This window comes from Amycolatopsis sp. NPDC004368 (assembly GCF_053602515.1).
The window spans coordinates 141,744-167,498 of sequence record NZ_JBSGDT010000010.1 but is presented as its reverse complement, the minus strand read 5'-3'; the positions used below and the strand labels follow the sequence as shown (position 1 = coordinate 167,498).

22 protein-coding genes are annotated in these 25,755 nt (G+C 72.9%); 4 read left to right on the top strand and 18 right to left on the bottom strand.

What is annotated here, in order from left to right; translation table 11 throughout:
- Nucleotides 1–34: 34 nt before the first annotated feature.
- The 14 genes from ACWEOE_RS17345 to ACWEOE_RS17280 all read right to left on the bottom strand — a co-directional run bounded on the left by ACWEOE_RS17345 (nt 35) and on the right by ACWEOE_RS17280 (nt 17,350).
- Nucleotides 35–904 carry a cell division protein FtsQ/DivIB gene (locus tag ACWEOE_RS17345; protein WP_452009847.1) on the bottom strand — a complete coding sequence of 290 codons (870 nt, stop codon included), beginning with the start codon at nt 902–904 and terminating at the stop codon, nt 35–37.
- Nucleotides 901–2,310 carry a UDP-N-acetylmuramate--L-alanine ligase gene (gene murC, locus ACWEOE_RS17340; RefSeq protein ID WP_452009845.1) on the bottom strand — a complete coding sequence of 470 codons (1,410 nt, stop codon included), beginning with the start codon at nt 2,308–2,310 and terminating at the stop codon, nt 901–903. Before murC ends, ACWEOE_RS17345 begins: the two co-directional genes overlap by 4 nt.
- Nucleotides 2,303–3,427 (bottom strand): undecaprenyldiphospho-muramoylpentapeptide beta-N-acetylglucosaminyltransferase, encoded by a 1,125-nt coding sequence (murG, locus tag ACWEOE_RS17335; protein ID WP_452009843.1) that lies wholly within the window; start codon nt 3,425–3,427, stop codon nt 2,303–2,305. The genes murC and murG overlap by 8 nt, the downstream gene beginning before the upstream one ends.
- Nucleotides 3,424–4,932 (bottom strand): putative lipid II flippase FtsW, encoded by a 1,509-nt coding sequence (gene ftsW / locus ACWEOE_RS17330; RefSeq protein ID WP_452009840.1) that lies wholly within the window; start codon nt 4,930–4,932, stop codon nt 3,424–3,426. Before ftsW ends, murG begins: the two co-directional genes overlap by 4 nt.
- Entirely contained in the window at nt 4,919–6,340 is a 1,422-nt protein-coding gene (gene murD / locus ACWEOE_RS17325) for a UDP-N-acetylmuramoyl-L-alanine--D-glutamate ligase (RefSeq protein WP_452009837.1), read from the bottom strand. The genes ftsW and murD overlap by 14 nt, the downstream gene beginning before the upstream one ends.
- Nucleotides 6,341–6,343: 3 nt before the next feature.
- Nucleotides 6,344–7,426 (bottom strand): phospho-N-acetylmuramoyl-pentapeptide-transferase, encoded by a 1,083-nt coding sequence (mraY, locus tag ACWEOE_RS17320; RefSeq protein ID WP_220242233.1) that lies wholly within the window; start codon nt 7,424–7,426, stop codon nt 6,344–6,346.
- On the bottom strand, nt 7,423–8,985 hold the full coding sequence (locus ACWEOE_RS17315) for a UDP-N-acetylmuramoyl-tripeptide--D-alanyl-D-alanine ligase (protein WP_452009833.1): 1,563 nt from the start codon (nt 8,983–8,985) through the stop codon (nt 7,423–7,425). The genes mraY and ACWEOE_RS17315 overlap by 4 nt, the downstream gene beginning before the upstream one ends.
- The gene (locus ACWEOE_RS17310) at nt 8,982–10,526 is read right to left on the bottom strand and encodes a UDP-N-acetylmuramoyl-L-alanyl-D-glutamate--2,6-diaminopimelate ligase (protein WP_452009973.1); all 1,545 of its coding nucleotides are present in this window, start codon (nt 10,524–10,526) and stop codon (nt 8,982–8,984) included. Before ACWEOE_RS17310 ends, ACWEOE_RS17315 begins: the two co-directional genes overlap by 4 nt.
- Before the next feature lie 472 nt (nt 10,527–10,998).
- On the bottom strand, nt 10,999–12,918 hold the full coding sequence (locus ACWEOE_RS17305; protein WP_452009830.1) for a peptidoglycan D,D-transpeptidase FtsI family protein: 1,920 nt from the start codon (nt 12,916–12,918) through the stop codon (nt 10,999–11,001).
- Nucleotides 12,918–13,628 (bottom strand): hypothetical protein, encoded by a 711-nt coding sequence (locus ACWEOE_RS17300; RefSeq protein WP_452009828.1) that lies wholly within the window; start codon nt 13,626–13,628, stop codon nt 12,918–12,920. The genes ACWEOE_RS17305 and ACWEOE_RS17300 overlap by 1 nt, the downstream gene beginning before the upstream one ends.
- Complete coding sequence (gene rsmH, locus ACWEOE_RS17295; protein ID WP_452009825.1) at nt 13,625–14,581, bottom strand: 16S rRNA (cytosine(1402)-N(4))-methyltransferase RsmH; 957 nt, start codon at nt 14,579–14,581, stop codon at nt 13,625–13,627. The genes ACWEOE_RS17300 and rsmH overlap by 4 nt, the downstream gene beginning before the upstream one ends.
- Before the next feature lie 214 nt (nt 14,582–14,795).
- Nucleotides 14,796–15,227: a division/cell wall cluster transcriptional repressor MraZ gene (gene mraZ / locus ACWEOE_RS17290; RefSeq protein WP_452009822.1), complete on the bottom strand. Its 432-nt coding sequence runs from the start codon at nt 15,225–15,227 to the stop codon at nt 14,796–14,798.
- 398 nt (nt 15,228–15,625) lie between these two features.
- Nucleotides 15,626–16,756 (bottom strand): lysylphosphatidylglycerol synthase transmembrane domain-containing protein, encoded by a 1,131-nt coding sequence (locus ACWEOE_RS17285; RefSeq protein WP_452009820.1) that lies wholly within the window; start codon nt 16,754–16,756, stop codon nt 15,626–15,628.
- 60 nt (nt 16,757–16,816) lie between these two features.
- Nucleotides 16,817–17,350, bottom strand: a complete 534-nt coding sequence (locus tag ACWEOE_RS17280) for a hypothetical protein (RefSeq protein WP_452009817.1) — start codon at nt 17,348–17,350, stop codon at nt 16,817–16,819.
- Nucleotides 17,351–17,741: 391 nt separating this feature from the next.
- Here ACWEOE_RS17280 and ACWEOE_RS17275 point away from each other — a divergent pair, with 391 nt between their 5' ends.
- Nucleotides 17,742–18,194: an Lrp/AsnC family transcriptional regulator gene (locus tag ACWEOE_RS17275; protein ID WP_452009815.1), complete on the top strand. Its 453-nt coding sequence runs from the start codon at nt 17,742–17,744 to the stop codon at nt 18,192–18,194.
- A 6-nt stretch (nt 18,195–18,200) separates the two neighbouring features.
- Here the strand turns inward: ACWEOE_RS17275 and ACWEOE_RS17270 are convergent, their stop codons facing one another.
- From ACWEOE_RS17270 to ACWEOE_RS17255, 4 genes are read right to left on the bottom strand one after another with little or no spacing between them, the layout of a single operon-like run.
- Complete coding sequence (locus ACWEOE_RS17270; RefSeq protein WP_452009812.1) at nt 18,201–18,905, bottom strand: ESX secretion-associated protein EspG; 705 nt, start codon at nt 18,903–18,905, stop codon at nt 18,201–18,203.
- Nucleotides 18,902–19,468 carry a PPE domain-containing protein gene (locus tag ACWEOE_RS17265; RefSeq protein WP_452009810.1) on the bottom strand — a complete coding sequence of 189 codons (567 nt, stop codon included), beginning with the start codon at nt 19,466–19,468 and terminating at the stop codon, nt 18,902–18,904. The genes ACWEOE_RS17270 and ACWEOE_RS17265 overlap by 4 nt, the downstream gene beginning before the upstream one ends.
- Before the next feature lie 30 nt (nt 19,469–19,498).
- The gene (locus ACWEOE_RS17260) at nt 19,499–20,062 is read right to left on the bottom strand and encodes a DUF3558 family protein (protein ID WP_452009808.1); all 564 of its coding nucleotides are present in this window, start codon (nt 20,060–20,062) and stop codon (nt 19,499–19,501) included.
- Entirely contained in the window at nt 20,055–20,435 is a 381-nt protein-coding gene (locus tag ACWEOE_RS17255; RefSeq protein WP_452009805.1) for a hypothetical protein, read from the bottom strand. Before ACWEOE_RS17255 ends, ACWEOE_RS17260 begins: the two co-directional genes overlap by 8 nt.
- Nucleotides 20,436–20,706: 271 nt before the next feature.
- Here ACWEOE_RS17255 and ACWEOE_RS17250 point away from each other — a divergent pair, with 271 nt between their 5' ends.
- Genes ACWEOE_RS17250 through ACWEOE_RS17240 form a run of 3 tightly spaced genes read left to right on the top strand, consistent with a single transcriptional unit; the run spans nt 20,707 to nt 25,653 of the window.
- Nucleotides 20,707–21,783, top strand: a complete 1,077-nt coding sequence (locus tag ACWEOE_RS17250) for an AAA family ATPase (RefSeq protein ID WP_452009802.1) — start codon at nt 20,707–20,709, stop codon at nt 21,781–21,783.
- 25 nt (nt 21,784–21,808) lie between these two features.
- Nucleotides 21,809–23,080: a DUF58 domain-containing protein gene (locus tag ACWEOE_RS17245; protein WP_452009800.1), complete on the top strand. Its 1,272-nt coding sequence runs from the start codon at nt 21,809–21,811 to the stop codon at nt 23,078–23,080.
- Nucleotides 23,077–25,653: a transglutaminase family protein gene (locus tag ACWEOE_RS17240; RefSeq protein WP_452009797.1), complete on the top strand. Its 2,577-nt coding sequence runs from the start codon at nt 23,077–23,079 to the stop codon at nt 25,651–25,653. Before ACWEOE_RS17245 ends, ACWEOE_RS17240 begins: the two co-directional genes overlap by 4 nt.
- Nucleotides 25,654–25,755: the final 102 nt, after the last annotated feature.

The following is a 25,755-nucleotide window of genomic DNA, read 5'->3' as shown; positions in this document are numbered from 1 at the left end:
AGCGTACAGCATACGGAGAAGGGGAGCCAGGAAATCAGGACGTGATGGTCGGCAGCTCGGGCGCCGAGACGTCGTAGACCTTGCCCTTCTGCGTGAGCAGCGCGGCAAGAACCTTCGCCTTGCGGTCGGTCTTCCCGGCGTCGCCCCAGCGCACGGTCTTGCCGTCGGTGAGCGTGAACTGCACGCTGGCCGGCGTCTGCGCCGTCGCGGTGGTGACCTGCTTGAGCAGCGCCTGCGGGATCACGCCGAGCACGGCGGTCACGGCGCGGGTCACCGGGTCGTCGGCCGACACCTTGGGCAGCTTCAACTCCGGCAGCCCAGCCGGGCGCGACGTCACGGTCTTGAACACGACCCCGCCGCCGTCGACCAGGTGCACGCCGTCACCGCCGGGGCCGCTGTCGAAGAACGCGATGGCCGTGCGCTCGGTCACCGAGATCTCGACGGTGCTGGGCCAAGACCGCGACACGTCGACCGTCGCGACGCCGGACATCCCGGCCACGCGGTCGCGGATCCCGTCGACGTCGACGAGCAGCATCGGTTTGTCGACCGGCACGGCGGCCACGGCGCGGATCTGGTCGGCCGACACGGTTTTCGCGCCCTGCACCGCCACGTCCTTCACCCCGAGCATCGAGCTGAAGAACAGCAGGTAGCCCAGGGCCACGAGCGTGACGACCACCAGCAGCGCGACCCAGCGGCGCCGGATCTCCTTCTTGCGCGTGGGGCGCGCCCGCAGGCTCTCGGCCCGGGCCGCCCGGCTCGACCGCGGCGGCGCCGAACGGCTCGAGCGGGTCCGGGCGCGCTCCTCCTCCGACCGCCGGCCCCGCCGGGCCCGGGCCAGGGCAGCGCGATCCCGCTCGTCCTCCTCGGACGAGGGCGGGTTGCGGCGCTCCCTGGTCGAGGTCATGCGTCCGCGGTCCTGCGGTCGAGCTCGGCCAGGATCTCCGGGCCCAGCTGCGTCACGTCGCCGGCGCCCATGGTCACCACGAGATCTCCCGGCTTCACGAGGTCGGCCACGAGCTTCGCCGCGAGGTCGAACGCGGGCTGGTAGTGCACGGGGCTCGTCACGCCGTCGGCGATCAGCGCACCCGTCACGCCCGGCACCGGCTCTTCGCGCGCGCCGTACACCTCGAGCACCACGACCTCGTCGGCCAGCGAGAGCGCCTCGGCGAACTCGGCCGAGAACGTCTGCGTGCGCGAGTACAGGTGCGGCTGGAACACCACCAGCACCCGGCCCAGCCCCGCGGCCGTGCGCACGGCCTTGAGCTGCGCGGCCACCTCCGTCGGGTGGTGGGCGTAGTCGTCGTACACACGCACATCGCCCGAGCGGCCCTTGAACTCGAACCGCCGGCGCACGCCACCGAACGCGGCGAGTCCCTCGGCCAGCCCGGCCGCCGGCGCGCCCAGCTCGAGGCCGGCCAGCAGCGCCGCGACCGCGTTGAGGGCCATGTGCTCCCCCGGCACGGCGACCCGCAGGTCGAGCTCTTCACCGTCGAGTGCCAGGCGCACCTGGCCGCCGTCCGGGGCGGGTTTGTAGTCCAGCACGCGCGCGTCGCCTTCACCGGTCGCCGTGCGGCCGTAGCGGCGCACGCGCACACCCTCGGCGGCCGCCTGCTCGCCCAGTGCCGCGGCGCCCGGGTCGTCGGCGCACACCACGAGCAGACCACCCGGCTGCAGGCGCCCGACGAACTCCGTGAACACCTTCACGTACGCCTCGGCCGTGCCGTGGTGGTCGAGGTGGTCGGGTTCGACGTTGGTCACCACGGCGACCGACGGCGAATACGTCAGGAACGAACCGTCGCTCTCGTCGGCCTCCGCGACGAACACGCCACCTTCGCCGTGGTGGGCGTTGGCACCCGACTCGTTGAGGTCGCCGCCGATGGCGAACGACGGGTCGAGCCGGCAGTGCTGCAGCGCCACGGTGAGCATCGACGTGGTCGACGTCTTGCCGTGCGTGCCGGCGATGCACGCCACGCGGTGGCCCTCCATCAGCCCGGCGAGCGCCTGCGCGCGGTGCAGCACCGGGATGTTCTTCGCCCGGGCCGCGGCCAGCTCCGGGTTCGACTCCTTGATCGCCGTGGACACCACGACGGCCGACGGCGGCTCGGCGAGCTCGTCGAGGTTCTCCGCGCGCTGGCCCACGAACAGCTCGGCGCCCTGGGCGCGCAGCGACAGCAGCGCCCGCGACTCCTTGGCGTCCGAACCGGACACGGCCGCCCCGCGGGCCAGCAGGATCCGCGCGATGCCGGACATGCCGGCACCGCCGATGCCGATCAGGTGCGCGCGGCGCAGTTCTTCGGGCAGCTCAGGCACCTGCGGCCTCCAGCACGATCTTGGCGAGCGTCTCGTCGGCCTCGCGGTGTCCCATGCCCACGGCGGCCTCGCTCATCTTCGCGACGCGTTCCGGGTCGGTGATCAGCGGCACCACCAGCTCGGCCACCTTGGCCGGGGTCAGCTCGGCGTCGGGCACCAGGTAGGCGGCACCGGCGTCGACGGCCGGCCGAGCGTTCGTGGCCTGCTCGCCGTTGCCGTGCGGCAGCGGCACGAACACGGCGGGCAGCCCGACGGCCGACACCTCGGCCGCGGTCATCGCGCCCGAACGGCACAGCACCGCGTCGGCCGCGGCGTAGGCGAGGTCCATGCGTTCCAGGTACGGCACCGGCACGTACGCCGGCCGGCCCGGGAACTCCTGCACCACCAACGTGTTCTTCGGGCCGTGGGCGTGCAGCACGCCGACGCCGGCCTCGGCCAGCTCCTTCGCGGCACCGGACACGGCGCTGTTGATCGACTGCGCGCCCTGCGAGCCGCCGAACACCAGCAGCGTCGGGGCGTCGGGGTCGAGCCCGAAGAACTCGCGGGCCTCGGCGCGCAGCGCGGCGCGGTCGAGCGAGGTGATCGAGCGGCGCAGCGGGATCCCCACGACCTCGGCCTTCGGCAGCGGCGTGCCGGGCACGGCCACGGCGACGCGCGCGGCGAAACGGGCGCCCACCTTGTTGGCCAGGCCTGGTGACTGGTTGGCTTCGTGCACCACGATCGGCGTGCGGCCGCGGGCGGCCAGGTAGGCCGGCAGCGCGACGTACCCGCCGAAGCCCACCACCACGTCCGCGCCCACGCGCTGGAGCACCTCGCGGGTCTGGCGCACGGAGTCGCGCACCTTCAGCGGCAGCCGCAGCAGCTCCGGGGTCGGCTTGCGCGGCAGCGGCACCGGCGGGATGAGCTCCAGCGGATAACCACGCGCCGGCACGAGCTTGTTCTCCAGGCCGCGCTGCGTGCCCAGCGCGATCACCTTAGCGTCGGGGCGCAGGCGCTTCACGGCGTCGGCCAGGGCGAGCGCGGGTTCGATGTGTCCTGCGGTGCCACCACCGGCGACGACCACCACGGGCACCTTGCCCGAGGGGGATCGCTCGGCTCCCTTGACGGGGTTACTCACCAATGACCTCTCCGGTTCGCGGTGCCCCTGGCACCGCGGTTCGCTGTTGTCCGCGCCGCGTTCGTCGTCCGCGCGGCGGTGCTGCGCCGCGTCGGCTGGCGGACCGACCTGCGCCGCTCCTGCGCCGGTGCGGGCCGGGCCGCGCGAGGCGCCGGCCGGGCCGCCTTGGCCCCCGAACCGGTCCCCCGCCCGGCCTGGCCCTTGCGGGTGGTCGTGGGCGGGCGGTACGGGTCGGGCGCGGGCAGCCGCAGCAGGCGTCCGAATTTACCCGGGCCTTGCGACCGCAGTGCGGCCACCGCCTCCGGTTCGTGCCGGGCGGCGTTGGCGAGCACCCCCATGATGAGCATCGTGATGAGCAGCGAGGTGCCGCCGTAGGAGATCAACGGCAGCGTGACACCGGTGACGGGCAGCAGGCCCACGACGTAGCCGATGTTGATGGCGGCCTGCGCGACCAGGAACATCGTGAGCGTGCCCGCGACGATCCGGATCCACGGATCGATGTTGCGCGTGGCGATCCGCAGCCCGACCACCGCGACCAGCGAGTACAGGGCGAGCACCACGGCGCAGCCGACGAAACCGAGCTCCTCGCCGACGAGGGCGAAGATGAAGTCGTTCTGCACGTTGGGCAGGTAGCCCCAGTTGGACGCGCCCTGGCCCAGACCCTTGCCGAACAGTCCGCCGTCGGCGAGCGCGAGCTTCGCCTGGTTGGCCTGGTAGCCGGCGGAGCTGAGATCGGTGTCCGGCGACAGGAACGACAGCACGCGGTCGAGCCGGTACGGCGCGATGATCGCCAGCACCAGCACGCCGGCGAGGCCACCGGCCATGATCACCCCGAAGAGCCGCTTCGGCGCGCCCGCGAACCACAGCAGCGCCAGCAGCACCACGGCGAGCGTGACCGTGCCGCCCAGGTCGGGTTGCAGCATGACCAGGGCGAACATCACGAGTGCGACCGGGACGACCGGCACGAGCAGGTGGCGCCACTGGTGGATCACGTTGTACTTGATCACCAGGATGTGCGCGCCCCAGAACGCCAGCGCGACCTTCGCGGCCTCCACCGGCTGGAACGTGAACACACCGAGCTTGAACCAGCCCTGCGAGCCGTTGACGGTGGAACCGAGCGGCGTGAGCACCAGCATCAGCAGGCCGAGGCAGATCACCACCATGGTCGCCGACATCCGGCGGATGCGCTCGAGCTTGATCCGCAGGCCGACCCAGAACACCACGGTGCCGATCGCCACGAACATCAGCTGGCGGTAGAACAGCGAGTACACGCTGCTGCCGGTGCTCGGGTCGTAGGAGGTCACCGACGACGCCGACAGCACCATCACGATGCCGATCACGGTGAGCACGCCGGTCAGGGCGAGCACGAGGTGGAACGACGCCAGCGGCCGCGAGAGCCACGCCGTGAGCGCGGTGCGGAAAGCCACGAACGGGCTTACCTTGCGCTCGCGCCGGTTCGGCCGCTCGGGCCGGTCCTGGATCCGCTTCTCGTCAACTGCCGTCATTCGCCGCCCCCGCCGCACCGCCCGCCAGGACTCGCACCGCCGCGATGAACGCGTCGCCGCGCTCGCCGTAGTTGCGGAACATGTCCAACGAGGCGGCGGCGGGCGCGAGCAGCACCACGTCACCAGGGCGAGCCATCGCGCTGGCCGCATCCACCGCCGCAGTCATGGGTTCATCGTCACCCGGACGGAGGCGGTTCACCGGGACATCCGGCGCGTGTCGCGCAACCGCGGCTGCGATCACGGGTGAATCGACGCCGAGTAGCACAACTCCGCGCAGCCGGCCAGCGATCCGGGCCACGAGTTCGTCGACCGAGGAGCCCTTGAGCTGGCCCCCGGCGATCCACACGATGCTCTCGTGGGCGCGCAGCGAACCACTCGCGGCGTGGGGGTTGGTCGCCTTCGAGTCGTTCACGTAGCGCACGCCGCCGATCTCGGCGACCTCCTGCGCGCGGTGCGGCGCCGGCTCGTACTCGCGCAGCCCGCGCAGCACGGCTTCGGTGCTCACGCCGTGGGCGCGCGCGAGGGCGGCCGCGGCCAGCGCATTGGCCACGTTGTGCGGCCCGGCCGGGCGGACGTCGGCGATCGTTGCGAGTTCTTCCGCGCTCGTCGCGGGGTCGGCGACGAACGCCCGGTCCACCAGCAGATCCTCGACGATCCCGAGCTCACCGGCGTACGGCGTGTCCAGCCGGAAGCCGACGCGGCGGGCGCGCTCGGACGCGTGCTGCTCGGCGAGGCGGGTGGACCACCCGTCGTCGGCGTTGTGCACGACCACGCGCGAACGCTCGTGGACCCGGCCCTTCGCGGCACCGTACTCCTCCATCGAGCCGTGCCAGTCGATGTGATCCTCGGCGAGGTTGAGCACCACCGACGCGTCGGGCGCGAGCGTGGAGGACCAGTGCAGCTGGAAGCTGGAGAGCTCCACGGCGAGCACGGCGTGGCCGGCCCGCACGGCGTCGAGCACCGCGTAGCCGACGTTCCCGCAGGCCACGGCGTCGACCCCACCCGCGCGCAGCATCGACTCCAGCATGCCGACGGTGGTGGTCTTGCCGTTCGTGCCGGTGATCACCAGCCACGACGGCGGGTGCTCGCGCAGCTGCCCGAGACGCCAGGCCAGCTCCACGTCGCCGATCACCTCGATCCCGGCCGCGGCCGCGGCCACCAGCAGCGGCGACGTCGGTGACCAGCCCGGGCTGGTCACCACGAGCGCCGTGCCCGGCGGGGGTTCGGTCAGGCCCGGCACCAGCTCGGCGCCGAGGCCCGCCAGCTCTTCGAGCCGGTCGGCGTTTCCATCGGTCACCGTGACGTGGGCCCCGAGCCCGCGCAGCACCGGCACCACCGACTTCCCGGTGACCCCGGCGCCCGCCACGAGCACGGACTTGCCGTCGAGCAGGAGCTCCTTGCCGGTCAAGACCTAGCTCCCGACGCCGAGCTGCTCGCTGTAGAACAGCCCCAGGCCGAACATGCAGCAGATAGCCGAGAGCAGCCAGAACCGGATGATCACCGTGGTTTCCGCCCACCCGGCGAGCTCGAAGTGGTGGTGGAAGGGCGCCATCCGGAAGAGCCTTCGCCGCGTGGTGCGGAACACCGCGATCTGCGTGACCACCGAGATCATCTCGACCATGAACAGGCCGCCGATCACGATGGCGAGCAGCTCGGTGCGGGTGGTCATCGACAGGCCGGCGACCAGGCCGCCCAGCGCCAGCGAACCGGTGTCGCCCATGAAGATCTTGGCCGGGGCCGCGTTCCACCACAGGAAGCCGACACACGCGCCGGTCGCCGCGGCGGCGACCACGGCGAGGTCCAGCGGGTCGCGCACGTCGTAACACGCGGTGGTGGGGCCGTCGGCGCACGAGAGGCGGGCCTGCCAGAAGGAGATGATCACGTAGGTGGCCAGCACCATCGCGGCGGCGCCGCCGGCGAGGCCGTCGAGGCCATCGGTGAAGTTCACCGCGTTCGACCAGCCGGAGATGACCACGTAGCAGAAGATCACGAAGACGATCCACGGGAACGTGATCAGCGCCAGGTCACGCACGTAGGAAAGGCTCTGCGACGCGGGCGTGAGGCCGTGCTCGTCGGCGAACTGCAGCGACAGCACCGCGAACAGGATCGTGACCACGAGCTGGCCCACGAGCTTCGCGGTCTTGTTCAGGCCGAGGTTGCGCTGCTTGCGGATCTTGATGAAGTCGTCGAGGAAGCCGACGATGCCGAGGCCCACGGCCAGCATCAGCACGAGCAGGCCCGACGCGGAGGGCGCCGAGCTGTGGGAGTTGCCGAGCCAGCTGATCAGGTGCGCGACGAAGTAGCCGACGACCATCGCGATGATGATCGCGACACCACCCATCGTCGGGGTGCCGCGCTTCGACTTGTGGCCCTGCGGGCCTTCTTCGCGGATCTCCTGCCCGAAGCCCTGCCGGGAGAAAACCCGGATCAGGTAGGGCGTGAGCAGGATGGAGACCAGCAGACCCGCCGCGGCCGCGATCAGGATGTTGATCACGCGTGACCACCGTTCGAGCGTTCGGAGGAGGAGGGGGGATTCGGAGAGGCAGTGTTTTCGGAGGTGTCGCGTTCGGGGGTTTCGCGTTCGGGGGTGTCATCGGCCAGCAGCGCTTCGGCCACCCGCCAGAGGCCGGCGGAGTTGGAGGCCTTGACCAGCACCACGTCCCCGGGACGGAGCTGATCATGCAGCAGGGCGACGGCGGCGTCGGCATCGGGTACCTGCACCGACTCCTCGTTCCACGAGCCCTCCTGCGAGGCCCCCTGGTGCATCGGCGCGGCCTCGTCGCCGATCACCACGAGCTTGTCGATGTTGAGACGCACCACGAGGCGGCCGATGGCGTCGTGCTCGGCCACGGAGTCGGTGCCGAGTTCCGCCATCACCCCGAGCACGGCCCACGCGCGGCGGCCGGTGCGCTGCATCGAGGCGAGCGCCTTCAGCGCGGCGCGCACCGACTCCGGGTTGGCGTTGTACGCGTCGTTGAGGACGGTGACACCGTCGGCGCGGGTGGTGACCGCCATGCGGTGGGCCGAGCGGCGTTCGAGCGTGGACAGCCGCTGCGCGACCTCACCCGGCGTCGCGCCGAGCTCCAGCGCGATCGCGGCGGCCGAGAGCGCGTTGCCGACCTGGTGCTCGCCGTGCAGCGGCAGCGTGACCTGCGCTTCGCCGGCCGGGGTGACCAGCCGGAACGACGCGCGGGCCTCGGCGTCGAGCCGGATGTCGGCGGCCCGGACGTGGGCCGAGGCGGTCTCGCCGACCCCCACCACGCGGGCGCTCGTGCGGCTCGCCATGGCGGCGACCAGCGGGTCGTCGAAGTTCAGCACGGCGACGCCGCCCTGCTCGGCGCTCGGGAGCGCCTCCACGAGCTCGCCCTTGGCCTTCGCGATGGCGTCGCGCGAGCCGAACTCCCCGACGTGCGCGCTGCCGACGTTGAGCACGGCGCCGATGCGCGGCGGGGTGATGGCGGCGGCGTCGGCGATGTGCCCCATGCCGCGCGCGGACATCTCCAGCACCAGGTACTTCGTGGCGCGGTCGGCGCGCAACGCGGTCCACGGGTGCCCCAGCTCGCTGTTGAACGACCCGGGCGGCGCGACCGTCGGGCCCATCGGCTCCAGCAGCTGCGCGATGACGTCCTTGGTCGAGGTCTTGCCGGACGAGCCGGTGAGCGCCACGACCGTGAGGCCCTCGGCGGCGAGCCGGCCGACGACGTGGTTGGCCAGCTTCGCGAGCGCGGCCAGCACCGCGGCACCGGACCCGTCCGTGTCGCCGGCGAGCGCCACCGATCGTTCGTGCGCCTGGCCCTCGGTCAAGGGCGGCACGACGATCGCGGGGGCGTCGACCTCACGCCCGGCCAGCACGGCGACGGCACCGGCCGCCACGGCCTTGGCGGCGAAGTCGTGGCCGTCGACGCGCTCGCCGGGCAGCGCGACGAACAAGCCGCCGGTGCCGACCTTGCGGGTGTCGAACTCGACGGTGCCCGTGACGAGCTGCGCACCGTCGGCCGCGTGCAGCCGGCCGCCGACGACGTCGGCGATTTCGGCCAGGCTGAGCTCGATCACGCGGTCACCTCGAGATGCTTGCGGATGGCGGCCTCGAGTTCGTCGCGGTCGGAGAACGGGTGCACGACACCCCGGACCTCCTGGCCGGTCTCGTGGCCCTTGCCGGCGATGAAGACGATGTCGCCCGCGCGGGCGAGCGACACGGCGTGGGTGATGGCCTCGCGGCGGTCGCCGATCTCCACGACCTCCCCGCCCTGGGACGGCCCGACGCCGCGGGCGCCCTGGAGCATCGCCGCGCGGATCAGCGCGGGGTCCTCCGACCGCGGGTTGTCGTCGGTCACGATCAGCACGTCGCTGCGGCGCACGGCTTCCTCGCCCATCATCGGGCGCTTGGCCATGTCGCGGTCGCCACCGCAGCCGAGCACGGTGATGATGCGGCCGTCGGTCCGGGCGCGCAGCGCGTCGAGCCCCTGCGCGACGGCCGCGGGCTTGTGCGCGTAATCGACGACGGCGGCGAAGTCCTGGCCCAGGTACACACGTTCCATCCGGCCGGGCACCTCGACGGCGGCGAGACCGGCCACGATGTCGGCGGGGGCGACGCCGGCGCTGCCCAGGATCCCGGCGGCGAGCACGGCGTTGGCCACGTTGAACGTGCCGGGCAGCGGGATCTTCGCCGCGAGCGCGCGGCCGTCCGGGCCGAGCAGGGTGAAGGTCTGCTCCCCCGCCGGCGTCGCCTCGATGTCGGCGGCCCGCCACGCGGCGTTGACGCCCTGCTCGATCGACACCGTCACCGTCTGCGGGGTGAGCAGCGCCCGGCCCCACGCGCTGTCCACGACCACGACCTCGGTGGTCGAGCGGCCGTCGAACAGCAGCGACTTGGCGGCGAAGTACTCCTCCATGTCGTGGTGGAAGTCGAGGTGGTCCTGCGAGAGGTTCGTGAACGCGCCCACCGCGAAGCGGGTGCCGTTGACGCGACCCAGCGCGAGCGCGTGGCTCGACACCTCCATCGGCACGTGGGTCACGCCGCGCTCCAGCATCACCGCGAGCAGCGCCTGCAGATCGGGCGCCTCCGGCGTGGTGAAGCCGCTGACCAGGCGTTCGCCCGCGATGCGCGTCTCGACCGTGCCGATCAGGCCCGTGGTCAGGCCGGCGGCCCGCAGCCCCGCGTCGACGAGGTAGGAGGTGGTGGTCTTGCCCGACGTGCCGGTGACCCCGAGCACCGACAGCCGCAGCGACGGCTCCCCGTAGATCCAGGCGGCCATCTCGCCCAGCGCGGCGCGCGGGTCCGGGTGCACCAGCACCGGGATGCCGGCGTCGCGCAGCGCGGGCCGCTCGGCGCCCTGGGCGTCGGTGAGCACGGCTGCCGCACCGGCGGCCACAGCCTGGTCGCTGAAGTCGGCGCCGTGGGCGCGCGCGCCGGGCAGGCCGGCGAACAGGTCGCCCGGCAGCACGTGCTGCGCACGCAGCGTGGTCCCGGTGACGGTGAGGTCGGCGGCCTCGGGGCTCTCGGCGATCAGCCGGGCGCCCGCGCGGGCGAGCAGCGTGGCCAGCGGGACCGGGTCGATCCGGGCCGGGCGAGGCGGTGCGGCGACCGCCTTCACCGGGCTTTCCGGCAGCGACGAGGCAGCCGGCCCGCTCTGGGGCTTGGACGAGGACACGGACACGCCCGAGAGGTTACCGAGAGCGCGATCGGGTGCCCCAAGGCGGTACGGCGAACGCGCTCACGGCCCTCGGGTGTGCTATGTGACGGGCACAACGTCGTTGCGGGACAAGCGTTTCGGCCGGCCGCCACCAGCCGATGTGGACTATCGCGGGCGGAAACCCACGGAACGGGCCGCCGCGGTGCGTGGTTTCACGCGACGCGGAAACCCCTCGGCGGGCAATGGCGGCGGATTTCCGGTCCTGTCGTGGCGCGATCACCGGAATCAGAGACGCCCGTCGCGGGTGCCGGTCGCAGACCGGTGGACCACTACGCCGAAGGCCGCCCCGCAGCGTGGTTTCACGCGCGCGAGGCGGCCCTCGCCGACGTCGTCCTGATGCCCGGTAAGAGTCCGCGGAACTGTCACCGGGGCGTCACGGGATGATGAGCGGGACCTCCGGCGACGGGCCGTCGGACAGCGGGATCTGGTAGCGCTGCGTCAGGTACGAGGCGATGGAGTGGAACAGCGGACCCGCGGAATGCCCGGCGGGCAACGTGGTGTCCGGCGCGTCGAGGCGGATGCCGACGACGAAGCGCGGGTGGTCGGCGGGCAGGATGCCGGCGAAGGTGATGTTGGCCAGGCTCTGGCTGTAGGCCTTCGTGCGCGGGTCGACCTGCTGACCGGTGCCCGTCTTGCCCGAGATCTGGTAGCCCTCCAGCGCGGCCGACGGCGCCGTGCCCGAGTTGGGGCTCTTGGCGTTCTGCACCACCGCGCGCAGCATGTCGCGCACCGTCTTCGCCGTCTGCGGGCTGACCACCTGCACCGGCTTCGGGGCCGGCTCCGGCACGACCGTGCCGTCCGGGTTCTTCTTCGCCTTCACGATCCGCGGCGGCACGCGCACGCCGTCGTTGGCGATGGCCTGGTACATGCCGGCCATCTGCACCACGGTCATCGACAGGCCCTGCCCGATCGGCAGGTTGCCGAACGTGCTCGCCGACCACTGGCTGCGCGGCGGCACGTAACCCGGGCTCTCACCCGGCAGGCCGAGGCCGGTGCGCTGGCCGATGCCGAACTTCTTGAGCAGGTCCGAGTAGTGGTCCGGGCCGATCTTCTGCGCCAGCTCGAGCGTGCCCACGTTGGACGACTTGGCGAAGATCCCGGTGGTGGTGAAGTTCTGCGTGCCGTGCACCCAGGCGTCGTGCACCGTGCGGTCGGCGATCTTGATCTCGCCGGGCACCGGGATCGTCGACTCCGGCGTGGCGATGCCCTCGTCGATGGCCGCGGTGGCCGTGACGATCTTGTTCACCGAGCCCGGTTCGTACGGCGTGGTGACCGCGCGGTCGTTGAGCAGCTCGTCCTGGAACGTCGACTGGTCGTTCGGGTTGAACGTCTTGTCGTCGGCCAGCGCGTAGATCTCGCCGGTCTTCGAGTCCATGATCACGGCCTGGCCGCCCTTGGCGTGCGATTGGGCGACGTAGTCGCTCAGCTGCCGCTGCAGCTCGTACTGCAGGTCCGAGTCGATGGTGAGCTCGAGGTCCGAACCGGGAATGGCCGCCTGCAGCACGTGTTCCGAGCCCGGCAGGTACAGGTTGTCGTTGCCGTTCTGGGTGTTCACGATCTCCCGGCCCGGCGTGCCCGCCAGGTCGTTGTCGCGCGACTGCTCCAGCCCGACCACACCGTGGAGGTTGTGTTTGGACACGTCGGCGTCGTCCATGCGCCAGTTGGCGAGGCCGACGATGTTCGACGCCAGCGTGTCACCCGGGTACTCGCGCATGGCCCGGTTCTCGACGCCGATCCACGCGAACTGCTTCACGATGTCCGTGGCCACCGAAGGTTCGACGTTGTCCACGAGGTAGGTGAACGACTGCGGCTTGTGCAGCTTCGTGAGCAGTTCCTGCTCGGTGGTCAGGTTCGGGACCTTCGCGGCGATGTACTTGGCCGCGGCGGTGACCTCCGTTTCGAAGTTCCGCCCCTTCGCGGGGTTCTTCTTCGCGTAGTCGTCCATCGTCTTGTGCAGCACGCGCAGGTTCACCGACAGCGTGCGGGTTTCCACGCTGAAGGCGAGCTTGTTGCCGTTGCGGTCCACAATGGACCCGCGCTGCGCCGGGATGTCGATGGTGAGGCTGCGCTGCCGCTCGGCCGCGGCCGAGAGCGTGGGCGCCTCGAACCACTGCACCTGCACGAGCTTCACGCCCGCGATGACCATGAGCGCCACCAGCAGGATGCGCACCGCCGAGAAGCGGCTGCGCTGCCCGCCGTTGCCGCGCTTGGCCACCGCGCGGCGCGTGCCGGCGGCATAGGTGCGCCGGGCGCTGCCCGCGGCGCGCGCCCGGCTCGCCCCCGAAGCCACCATCACTGCCCCGCCGACGGCAGGTCGCCCTCGATGCCGCCCTCTTGCTGCCCCGAGGCGGGCTGCTGGCCGGTGGTGCCCGGTTGCTGCGGCGTTTCCGCGGTCGACCCGGCCGCGGGCTGGGCCTTCGTCGGCTCGCCGACGACCGTGGTCTTGCCGTCCGGCCCCACGACGATGCGGGCCGGGTCACCGCCGGGCACCATGCCCAGCTGCTTCGCGGCCGGCGCCAGTGACGCGGGCGACTGCGCCTTCGCGACGTCGCGCTCGAGCCGGTCCTTCGCCTCGGCCAGGCTCGCGTTGGTGGTGCGCAGCTGCTCGAGCCGGTAGGAGTCGGCGATGGCCTGCGTGGTCAGCCACAGCGTGGAGGCGACGCCGACGGCCAGCAATCCCATCATCACGAGCACGAACGAGGCCCGCGAGCGCGGCCAGCGCAGCAGCTGCCGCTTCGGCTTGACCTTGACCACGGGCTCGGCGCGCTCGACCCGGACCGCGGGCTTCTTCGGCTCGCGCTGCTGCAGCAGGTCGGCCCGCTGCGCGCGGCGCGCGTACGCCCGCTCGGCGGCCGAGGTGCGGCCGCGCGACGATCGGCGCGGCGAGGCTTCCGGCTGCTCGCCGGTGGTCTGCGGCTCCTGCTCGACCGTGGTCGCCGCTTGCGCGCTCCGGCGCGTCGCCGGCGCGCCGGAGCGGCGGCGGGACTTCGTGGGTGCGGTCATCGCGGCTCTCCGATCCTCTGTGCTGCCCGCAGCCGCACTGAGGCGGCCCTGGGGTTGTGCTCGATCTCGCGTTCGTCTGCCTTCTCGGCTCCTCGGGTCAGGAGTTTCAGCTCGGGGCCGTGGCCGGGCAGCTCGACCGGCAGCCCCTCCGGGGTCCGCGACTTCGCCAGGTCCGCGAAGGCCTGCTTCACCAGCCGGTCTTCGAGGGATTGGTAGGACTCCACGACGATGCGGCCGTCCATCGCGAGCGCCGAGAGCGCGGCCGGCATCGCCCGCCGCAGCACTTCCAGCTCGCCGTTGACCTCGATCCGCAGCGCCTGGAACGTGCGCTTGGCCGGGTGCCCGCCGGTGCGGCGGCTCGCGGCGGGCACGGCGTCGTAGAGCAGTTCCACGAGCCGCGCGCTGCGCGTGAACGGTTCCTTCTCCCGCTCGGCGACGACCGCCCGCACGATCCGTTGTGCGAAGCGCTCTTCGCCGTAGTCGCGCAGGATCCGGATCAGCTCGCCCGGCGCGTAGGTGTTGAGCACGTCGGCGGCGGTGAACCCGGTGGTCGGGTCCATGCGCATGTCGAGCGGCGAGTCCTTGGAGTACGCGAAGCCGCGCTCGGCGCGGTCCAGCTGCATCGAGGAGACGCCGAGGTCGAAGAGGATGCCGTCCGCACGGGACAGTCCGAGCCCGGCGAGCGCTTCGGGGAGTCCGTCGTAGACGGTGTGGACCAGGTCGACGCGGTCACCGTGCCGCGCGAGCCGCTCGCCGGAGCGCTCGAGCGCGGCGGGATCGCGGTCCAGCGCGACCAACCGCAAGCGGGGAAAGGTCTCCAGGAGCGCGTCGGAGTGGCCGCCGAGGCCGACGGTCGCGTCGACCAGCACCGCGTCGCGGTCGGCCAGCGCCGGGGTGAACAGCTCGACGATGCGATCCAGCAGCACCGGAACGTGCTCGTGCTCGGTCGTCATGCCCCTCCCCCTTTCCTGCGCCGTGCTCCCGGGGAACATACGGCGGATGCCGTCAGGTCCCTGCCCGCCCGCGGTCCGACCTGGCACCGGGGAAGGTGCGCCAGGGCCAAAGAGCGGACAGAGGCCTCACGGCATCCGCGCCGACGCTTCCGGCTCCACGGCCACTGCGGACCCGCGTCCCCCGACGACGCAGGTGCCCCGGTGTCCGTGTCCCCTAGAAGACGCCCGGTAGAACTTCCTCTTGAGCCTTCGCGTAGCTGTCCTCGTGTTCCTCCAGGTAGCCCTGCCACGCTTGGGCGTCCCAGATCTCCAACCTGGTGATCGCACCGATCACCACGCACTCCTTGTTCAACCCGGCATAGCGGCGGAGCTCGGGCGCGATGGTGATGCGGCCCTGCCCGTCCGGGCGTTGTTCGTCCGTTCCGGCGAACAGGTAGCGCTGGTAGGCCCGAACCGCCTCGTTCGTGAACGGGGCATCGGCGACCTTGCGCGCCATCTGCTCGAACTCGGCGCGGGGGAAGACGAAGAGGCAGTGGTCCTGCCCCTTGGTGAGCATCAGCCCGCCGGCCAAGGCGTCGCGGAACTTCGCGGGCAGCGCGAGCCGCCCTTTGTCGTCCAGCTTCGGGGTGTGGGTGCCGAGGAACACCGACCTCCACCTCCCCTACCGGCTCCGGTTGGCGAACCACCCGGCTCCGGCCCCGGGGCTCCCTTCTGCCCCACTGGTCACCACCGTACCCCACTTTTCACCACAGTCAACGCGACCGGCTGCTCGTTAACCCCGTCGTGTCACGCGTTTGCGCAGGTCAGCGCTGTGGGGCCTGGTGGGGGCCGGGTGGGGGGCCGTGGCCAAGATCCCCCGCACCGGGGTGCCGGAGCAACCCCACCGCGTGCCCGGACGTCCTGCGGACGGCAGCGTGACGACCGGGAGTCCCCTGCGTGGGGACCGGTGGGGAACCGGGTGGGGCGCGGTGGGGGACCGTCGGGGGGCCGGTGGGGAATCGCGTGGGGCCGGGTGGGGACGCCGATGCGGCTCGGTGGGAGGAGTCAGGCGGCCGGCATCGACGGCGCCACGGCGGGCTCGCCCGATCGGTGCCGGTGGGCCGGCGTGGTGTGGGGCTGCAGCGCGTAGACGACCCAGCCGACCAGCGACAGCCCGGCCCAGCTGATCGCGCGGTAGATCAGCACGGTCGCGGCGGCGGGCGCGGCCGGCACACCCGCGGCGACCAGCACGCCGAGCAGGCCCGCTTCGGCGAGGCCGGCGCCGCCGGGAAGGATCTGGAGGGCGATGCTGGCCTGCACGACCAGGAAGCCGACGGCGAGGACGTCCCAGCGGATGTGCGTGCCGGTGCCCTCGGCGCTGGCGATGAGCGCGAAGAAGTCGAATCCCCAGCTGCCGAGCGCGAGTACCAGCAGGACGCTCCACCGGGCGCCGCCGGGACGCAAGCGCGCGACGCGTTGCGACAGCTGCAGCGCCGCGGCGTCGGCCTTTTCAAGCCAGGTCTTGCGGCACGTCGGGCAGGAACCGGGGGTGCGGCCGAAGAGGCGGAGCAGGGACGTCAGGCCGCGTTGCAGGACCGCCGGGTGCGTCAGCAGCAGCCACACGCCGGTGGACCCGCCCGCGACGACCACGGCCGCGGGCACCGCGAGCGGCGCCGGCACTCGCCCGGCCCAGGCGAGGCCGAGGCAGCCCAGCACGATGAGCAGCACCGTGGTGATCATCCCGGCCAGCAGGACCGCCCACGCGGCCAGCGCGCTGTCGACCCCGCGGCGGCGCAGCTGGGCGATGGCGTAGGCGAGCGACCCGGCCCCGCCGACCACGGGAACGGTGGTGGAGACGGCGTTCTGCGCGAAGGTGATGCCCTGCACGGCCGACGGCGGCACGTGCGCGCCGCCGACCAGCAGCAGCTGGCGGTGCAGCTCACCGTAGACGGCCAGTGCCGCGAGCCCGGACAGCCCGGCCGCGGCGACCCAGGCCCAGGCCACGTGGTCGAGCTGCTCGAACTGCCCGGCCAGTTCCGGGACCCGCCAGATGAGGTAGCCCAACGCGACGGCCACGACGGCCCAGTGGAAGACGGTCCGCCAGCGCAGGCGCACCCCGGCCCGGTCGCGGCGCTCGACCGCCCCGGACTCGGTGTCCGCTACATCGACGCTGGTCACCATCTTCTCCTTCGCCATCGCTCCTCGGCCACAACCTCGCCGTCCGGCTTCGCATTCCACCCGGTGCGAGGAGAAATGTCACGCGGAATCACCGGCCGAGTGGGTCCGCCCAGCCGCTCGGCCAGGTTGTGCCACAGGCAGCCGGCCGGTCAGGTGATCGACGACGAGCAACGCGGCCGATGCCAGGCCGAAGGCCGCCACCGGGCCGAGCGGCACCAGGCACGCGGCTGCGACCACGGTGAACGCCAGGGTCGCGGGCAGGGACCGCAAAGCCGAGCGCACCAGGGTCTCGGCGGCCGGGAACCCCGGACCGCGGTGCGTCGTCGGGGCCGGGATCGACAGCACGACCGGCGTGCACGCGAGCAAACCCGCGGCCTGCGGTCCGAGCACCCGGGCCAGCACCGCCAGCGTCGTCACGACGCCGGCCGCGGCGACCACGCGCACCGGCACCTCCCAGCGCGGCCCGTGAGCCGCCACGACCGGGGCGGGCACCGGCGGCCACGCCGCGAGACCCCCGATCGCCACCGCCCCGGTGAGACCGGCCGCAGCCCACGGGGACCGCGGTTCCGCCGCGATCGCGAACGCACCACCCGCCACGACCAGCGCGATCACGACGGCGGACGCGGGGGTGCGCAGCCGGCCGCCGAGTCGCCCGTAGGCGAGGCAGAAGGCAAGCGACCACGAGCTGGCCCGCCACCGTCCCGCGAGCGGCCTGCGCCGCGGCCCCGGTGCCGTCGAGGAGCACGAGGACGATCAGGAACGGGAACGTCGTGGTCGGCAGCCCGACGAGCCGGCCGCCGAGGCGGTGGCCGAACCGGCGCTGGGCAACGGTCACGAGCAGGACGGAGAACACGGGGAGAACGGGCGGCAGCAGCACTTGCATGCCCCGTACGTTTCCAGGGATCACACCGCGAGTGGCTCGGAAATCACGGACCAGAGCGGCGATCTGCCGAGCTTTCCTCGGCTCTTGCCCCGGACCACCGAGTTCCGCACAATCGAGGACGTGGACGCCATCGACCGCGCACTCGTCAGGCTGCTGGACCAGGACGCCAGGATCACCTACAACGAGCTCAGCAAGCAGGTGCGCCTGTCCGCCAACACCGTCGCGGACCGGGTGCGCCGCCTACGGGCCGACGGGGTGATCCGGGGTTTCCGCGCCGAGCTGGACCCCGCCGCGCTGGGCCGCGGCCTCACGATGGTCAGCGACATCCGGCTGCGCGCCGACGTCGACCGCACCGCGTTCGAGCAGGGTCTGGCCGACATCCCGCAGGTCGTCTCGGGGGCGCGGATGACCGGGGAGTACGACTACCAGCTGCGGCTCGCCTGCCTCGACCCCGCGGAGTTCGAGACGGTCGTCGACCGCCTCAAGCGCGAGCACGGCGTGCGCGAGCTGCGCAGCCGTCTGGTGCTGCACGACATCGCGGTGACCGTGACGAACCTGCTCGACCTGGCCTGATCCCGGTCAGCCGAACAGCGCCAGGACGCGTTCCCCGAGCCGGGGCCCGTCGACGGGGGCGACGTTCACCCAGTCCTGCCCGCCCCGCCCGCCCGACACCGAGGCGGAGTACGCGCCGGCGTCCGTGTCGAACCACGTCAGGCCGCCGAGGCGCACGAGCCGGCCGTTTTCGCGCTCGTAGACGCTGAACTGGCCCGCCGCGAACACCGGCCGCGCCTGGATCCCCGCCACCTCCTCGGCCTGGCGTGCCGCGGCCGGCGACGTGGCGTCGAAGCCCCCGGCCGGCAGGCTCACCCCGAACCCGGGCCCGGCCGACAGCTCCGGCAGCACCTCCACGAGCGCCGAAACGAGCTCCCCCTCGCGGATCCCGCTCAGCCCCACCGTCCGTTCGGGCTGCACCGCCAGCACCCCGCCGCGGCCGCGCACGGCGGTCACGGCGCGGAACGGCGTGTCTGCGGTCATGTCCACCAGGGCTTCGCACGCGACGTAGCGCGTACCGCCGCCGAGCAGCCGCAACCGGTCTTCCAGCTCGGGGGCGAGCCGGCCGTCGAAGAGGCCACGGTCGGTCAGGCCGCGGTAGACCTCGTCGCGCACGGCCGCGCGCTCGGCTTCCGTCGCGCCGACGCCGGGCACCGCCAGCGGCACCGGCACGCGGCCGAGCCCCAGGTCGTGCCACACCACGTCGAAGCCCGACGCGGAGAGCCGGATCAAGCCGGCCCCGAACCCAGAGCGGGCGTGTCCGGGAACGCGACGCCCGGGACCAAGGCATGCAACGCCGTGTCGCGGGTGCGCACGACATCGATCGCCTTCTGCCGCGCCGCTTCGGCTTCGGCGCGGCGCGCGTCCAGTTCGAACGACAACCCGGCCAGCCGCAGGACGTCGCCGCTCGCCGCGGCCGAGCGGATCATCGCCGCCGGGTCGAACTCCACCGGTGGCGGCATCTCGGCCCGGGCCCGCGCGGCGACGTCGGCCTGCCCCGCCACGGAGTCACCGACCACAGTGGACACCGCGGCCGACTCCCCCAGCCAGCCCGCCGCACGGGCGAGCACCGCACGCATCGCGTCGCCCGCTTCGCCCTGCCACGTTTCTTCACTGCCTGCCGAGAGCGCGGCGAGCGAAGCGGCGGAGTCCTCGAACCGGCGCGCCAGCTCGGTCCAGCGCGCCCCGGCCTGGCCGGCGGCCACGGGGTCGTTGTCCTGCTCGACCTGCGCGGCCAGCGCTTCGTGGCTGAAGGACTCGTAACGGGCCGTCGGCTCGGGCACGGCTGCGGGCACGGCACACCTTCCGGTAGACGGAGCAGGAACTCAGGGCAGCTTCGGCTCGACGAGCCCGGCGACGGTCTCCGCGCGCGAGCAGGCCAGCGTGGTGTCGGAGAAGCCGGCGTTGCTCACGTCCACCTGCACGCTCGCGGAATCGCCGACCCCGAGCAGCACGGCGCACGTGCCGGCGGCGGTCTTGCGGTCCGCCACCTGCAGGGCCTGGTGCGCGCCGACCTTCTTCTTGGTGCGGGTGCCGTGGGAGACGTCGAGGTTGGCGAGCCCTGCGGTCTCGTCGAGCGTGACCGTGACGCCGAACGTCGAGGGCACGGTCCAGTCGCACGCGCGGGCCTCGCCGATCGTCTTCGGCTTGCCCAGCACGGTGAGCCCGGCGCTCGACCGGTCGCCCGGCGAGAGCAGCCCGCACGGGTCCAGACCGGCCAGCATGGTCGGCGCTGTGGGCGCTGTGGGCGCTGTGGGCGCCGTGCTCGACGGCGCGGGTGCCGGCCCGCCGTCGGCGACGGCGGCGTTCGGCGCCACCGACCGGCCGCAGGCCGCGAGGACCAGGAAAACCGGTACGAGCAGGAGGATCTTGCGCACGGGCTCAGCCACCGGCGCAGTCCACGCCGTCGGCTGCCGCGTCGTCCTCGCGCCGGTACTTTTTCAGCGCGGCGTCGATGCGGTCCTTGAGGTCTTCGATCTGCCGGCCGAACGCGGTCAGCTGGGCCACCGCGGATCCGTCGCCGCCGAAACCGTACTGGGCCATGAACGCACCCACCTCGGACGCGTACCCGCTGCCCAGGGGCACGGAGCGGCCGAGCACGTTGGCCTCGCGCACCATCTCGCCCACGACGTCCTGCAGCTCGCCGAGCTTGGCGTAGGTGGCCGTGGCCAGCTCCGGCGCCACGGCGAAGCGGCCGCGCCCGGATCCGACGCTCGTCAGGCCCGGCACGTCGGGCAGCGGTACGGCCCCCACCTCGCTCATGAGCGATTACGCCTCTCCGTAGTCGAGCGACTTCGGTTTCGGAGCATACGGGAGTGCGGTCCGTCAGCGGGAGCGCCCGAAACGCGACTCCCACCACCCGAACGGCGGACAGGGAGCATTACCGGAGAGTCATCGGCGTCCGTTCGCGGGGTTCCGCCGCCGAGTTCGCCCGAGTTTGACACACTGGATGGAAGGCTGATCGCTGCGCGGATTGCGAGCGACCCGGCGGAGCCGGTGAAAGCCGCACAGCCATGCGCCACCAGGAGGACGAGTGACGTCGAGAATCCAGTCCGCCGTCTCTGCCGGACAGCAGGGCAGCGGGGCCGGACAGCCGGCCTACCCCGCGGCGGATGCCCCGAACGGGCGAGGCAACGGCTACGCCCCGAGAGTGTCCCTCGACGAGCTGCACGACACGGCGCGCCGCATCGCCGCCAACGTCGAGCGCGTGCTGGTCGGCAAGCCCGACGTCATCCGGATCGCGCTGGTGACCCTCCTCGCCGAGGGTCACCTGCTCGTGGAGGACGTGCCGGGCGTCGGCAAGACCTCGCTGGCCAAGGCGCTCGCGCGGTCGATCGACTGCACCGTGAGCCGCGTGCAGTTCACCCCCGACCTGCTGCCGAGCGACGTCACCGGCGTGTCGATCTACAACCGGCAGACCGGCGAGTTCGAGTTCCGTCCCGGCCCGGTGTTCGCGAACATCGTGGTGGGCGACGAGATCAACCGCGCCTCGCCGAAGACGCAGTCGGCGCTGTTGGAGTGCATGGAGGAGCACCAGGTCACGGTCGACACGAGCACGTACCGGCTCGGCGCGCCGTTCATGGTGATCGCGACGCAGAACCCGATCGAGATGGAGGGCACCTACGCCCTGCCCGAGGCCCAGCGCGACCGCTTCACCGCGCGGGTGTCGATCGGCTACCCCGACCAGCAGGCCGAGCTGGCCATGGTCGACGAGCACGCGGGCCACAACCCGCTGGCCGACCTGTCGGCGGTGTCCGACGGCGCGACCGTGCAGCGGCTCATCGAGACCGTGCGCTCGGTGCACATGGCCCCCGAGGTCCGCCGCTACGCCGTGGACCTGGTGTCCGCGACGCGGCAGGTCCCGGAGATCCGCCTCGGCGCGTCCCCGCGCGCGACGCTGCACCTGGTCCGGGCCGCGCGGGCGCAGGCGGCGCTGTCGGGCCGCGAGTACGTGGTGCCGGACGACCTGCACACGGTCGCCGTGCCCGTGCTGGCGCACCGGCTCGTGCTCACCACCGAAGCGCACGCCGCCCGCCGTTCGGCGACCGACGTGGTCCGCGCCGTGCTGCACCGCGTCCCCGTCCCGCAGGGCTCGGCCGGCACCCGCTGATCCCCTTACCCGATTCGAGAACCGCATGCTGCGTGCCCTGTCCGGCCTGACCACCCGCGGCCGCTGCCTCCTGGCCGCGGGGATCGCCGCGGCCGTGTGCTCGCTGGTGCTCAACGAGCGTGACCTGCTGCGCGTCGCCGTGTTCGTGGTGGCGCTGCCGCTTCTGGTCGCGGCGTTCATCTCGGCCACCCGGCTGCGGCTCGGCGCCTCGCGCGCGCTGCGGCCGGAGCGCGTGTCCGTCGGCGCGGGCGGCGAGGTGCACCTCGAGCTGTGGCGCAGCGGCCGGCTCCCGGGCGGCGAGGTGCTGCTCGAAGACGGCGTGCCCTACGCGCTGGGTTCGCGGCCGCGGTTCGTGGTCGAGCGGCTGCCGCACGACCGCCGGGTGCTGCTGCGCTACCCGCTGCAGCCGATGCTGCGCGGGATCCAGCAGGTGGGGCCGCTGCGCGCGACGATCACCGACCCGTTCGGGCTGTGCGAGTTCGAACGCGAGCTGATCGGGCACTCACGGCTCGTGGTGGTGCCCCGCGTCGTCGGCCTGTGGGGGCTGCCCGGGGGCGCCGGCGTGGGCGCGGGCGACGACGGCACCGTGCGCCTGCACGCCGGGCAGGGTGAGCCCGACGTGATCGTGCGCCACTACCGCACCGGCGACGACATGCGGAAGGTCCACTGGCGCTCCACCGCTCGCCGCGACGAGGTCATGGTGCGCGTGGAGGAACGCCCGTGGCGCGGCGGCACGACCGTGCTGATCGACCACCGCGCGGCCGCCCACCACGGCACCGGCCCCACCGCGTCACTCGAGTGGGCGGTGTCGTTCGCGGCTTCCGTCGCGCTGCACCTGCGGCGCTCCGGCCACCGCGTCCGCCTGGTCACCGAACACGGCATCACCCTGGCCGACGCCCCCGGCGACGGCGGCGAAGGCTACGACAACGTCGTCCTCGATTCGCTGGCCGCGCTGCAACCCGCGCACCAGCGCGACGTGACGCTCGGGCACGACCCGGCCGAAGGACAGGAGCTCATCGCGGTGCTCGGCACGGTCAGCGCGGAGTCGGTGCACGAACTGGCCCGCTACCGCCCGCGCGGCGTCCGCAGCCTCGCGGTCCTGCTGGACACCCCGGCCTGGGCCGGGTCCGGCCCGTCGGACCAGCAGGCCGCCGCCACGGCGGACGCCGCAGAACTGCTCCGCGCATCCGGCTGGGGCGTCGTGATCGCCGAACCGCAGACCCCCATGCCCCAGGCCTGGGCCGAACTCTGCCGCACCGGCGCCCACCGCGCCGCCCTGATCGGCGGCGAACGATGACCACCACCGCACCTCGGCCGCCCGTCACGCCGGCGCCGCCGCCCATTGCGCACACGCCGACGCCGCAGCCGGCCGCGCCGACGCCGGTGTGGTCGAGCGGGATCCTGCCGCCCGTCGCCGCGGGGGTCGCGACGTTGTGCGCGGCGACATCGCTCACCGGGGTGGTCGCCGGGTGGGCTTGGTTCGGCTACCTGTTCGTCGCGGTGGTGCTGATCGCGTCGACCGGGTTGGCGCTGCGGTCGCTGCGCACACCGACCGCGCTCGTCGGGCTGGGGCAGCTCGTGGTGCTGTTGTTCCTGGTCACGGGTGCGTTCACGACGCAGGGCATTCTCAAGATCATCCCGGGCCCCACGGCGCTGGGCGAGCTGCAGTCGACGCTCGCCGCCTCGGCGGAGCAGATCCGCACCGGGCTGCCGCCGGTCGACGGCACGCAGCCGATCCTGTGCCTGGTGACGATCGCGATCGGGCTGGTCGCGGTGCTCGTCGACACGCTCGCCGTGGCGGCCGCGGCGCCGGCAGCGACGGGTCTGGTGCTGCTGTGCGTCTACGCGGTGCCGGCGGCGCTGTCGGACGAAATGCTGCCGTGGTGGACGTTCCTGCTGGGTGCGGCCGCGTTCGCGTGCCTGCTCGCCCTCGACGGCAACCACCGGCACCGGCGCTGGCGCAACCGCGAGGCACCGGGCTCGGAAAACCGGGCGCGGGCGCTGCAGGCCCCCGTGGCCGTGGTGAGCGCCGCGATCGTGCTGGGGCTGCTCGGCGGTGGGATCACCTGGGTGGGCACCGTCGGGAAGATCCCGTTCGGCGCCGGCTCGGGGGCGGGCGGCGACGGCAGCGGCGGGTTCGGCGTCGCGCCGTTCACGCAGCTGCGCGGCCTGCTGGACCAGGGTGAGAACACGGAGCTGTTCCAGGTCCGCGGCCTCGGCAACGACCGGCGCTACCTGCGCGCGTTCACCCTCGACACCTACACGCCCAACCAGGGCTGGGGCCTGCGCGGCGGCGGCCAGGCGCAGACCGGCGTGCTCGCCAACAGCACCCTGCCCGCCGCACCCGGCGACGACGGCACCGGTGTGTCTCGCCAGATCGAGATCCAGCCGACTCGCTGGGTGGACAACTGGCTGCCGGTGTACGGCACCCCGCGGGCGCTGCGGGGCCTGTCGTCGCAGTGGCTGTACGACCGGGTCAGTGGCGCCGTGTTCACCACCAAGAGCGAGTCCGCGCCGACCTACACCGAGGTCGCGTCGCTGAAGGAGCCGACGGCGGCCGACCTGCGCGTCACCGACCCGAAGTCCGACGAGGTGCCGGCGTTCTACTCGCAGGTCGGCCGCGTGGACCCGCGGGTGATCGCGAAGACGAACCAGCTCATCGCGGGCAAGACCAACAACTTCGACCGCGCCACCGCGTTGTGGCAGTTCTTCAGCGCGCAGAACGGATTCATCTACGACACGAAGACCGCCGACGCCACCGACGCCGACGCCCTCGCCGACTTCATCCTCAACGGCAAGCGCGGTTACTGCGAGCAGTACGCGTCGGCGATGGCCGTGATGCTGCGCGTCGCCCACATCCCCGCGCGGGTGGCGATCGGCTTCACCCCGGGCGTGCCGAAGGGCGACTACCAGTCGATCAGCTCCCAGGACGCCCACGCCTGGGTGGAGGCCTACTTCGGCGACAAGGGCTGGGTCAGCTTCGACCCGACGCCGCTGGCCGACGGCCGGGGCATCGTCCCGCCGTACCTGCAGCAGAACAGCCAGAACTCCCAGCAGCCCAACGCCACCGACGACATCCCCACCGCGCCCCGCTCGAACAGCCCCAGCACGCAGTCCCCGCTCGACAAGGGTCAGAACGAGGCCACCCCCGCCGCCGCCACCCCGGCCGAGTCCCAGGACGGGTGGCTCGCCATCCTGGCCGCGGTGCTCGCCGTGCTGGGCGCCGCCGCGGTCGTCACGGCCTACGTGCTGCGCCGCCGTCCTCCCGCACCCGGCACTCCCGGCGCCGCGGCGGGCCCGGCGCCTGGCGATGTGCCCGACGGCGACGTCCTCGTGCGCGCCCCCGCCGCTCCAGTCGCCCGCACCAGCCAGGCCGCCTTGTGGCTGCCCCTCGCGGGCGGCGTGCTGCTGGTCGCCGCGCTGGGATTCCTGGCCGGCCTGGTGGCCTGGTGGTTCGCCGTGATCGTCGTCCTGCTGGCTCTGGCCCTCGGCGGCCCCGCCGCCCTGCGCGACCTCTCGCGCCGCCGCCACTTGCAGGCGATCGTCACCCACGCCCCCGGCTCCGCCGACGCGGCGTGGCGCGAACTCAAAGCCGAGTGCGCCGACCGCGGCCTCCCCCTCACCGACAGCGACACGGTCCGCGTGGCCGGCCAGAAGATCGCCGAACGCCACCACCTCGACGACGCGGGCCGCGCCGGCCTGCGCACCGTGATCGGCGCGGTGGAGCGGACCTGGTACAGCGACAGCCCCCTCGCCGACCCGGACCTGGCGCCGGCTTTCGACCAGCTTCGCCAGAGTCTCCGCAGTACGGCTCCGCTTTCGTTGCGGGGGCGGTTGTTCCCTCGGTCGGTCTTGCGGCGTCGGCCGTGAGTGGGGGCGGTCTTCGGGCTGGGATCAGCTTGGGTTGGGGCCGCTCGGCATGAGGACGGCTCGGCTCGGGCCGCTGAGTCTTGTGGGCCGCTCGGGCTTGGG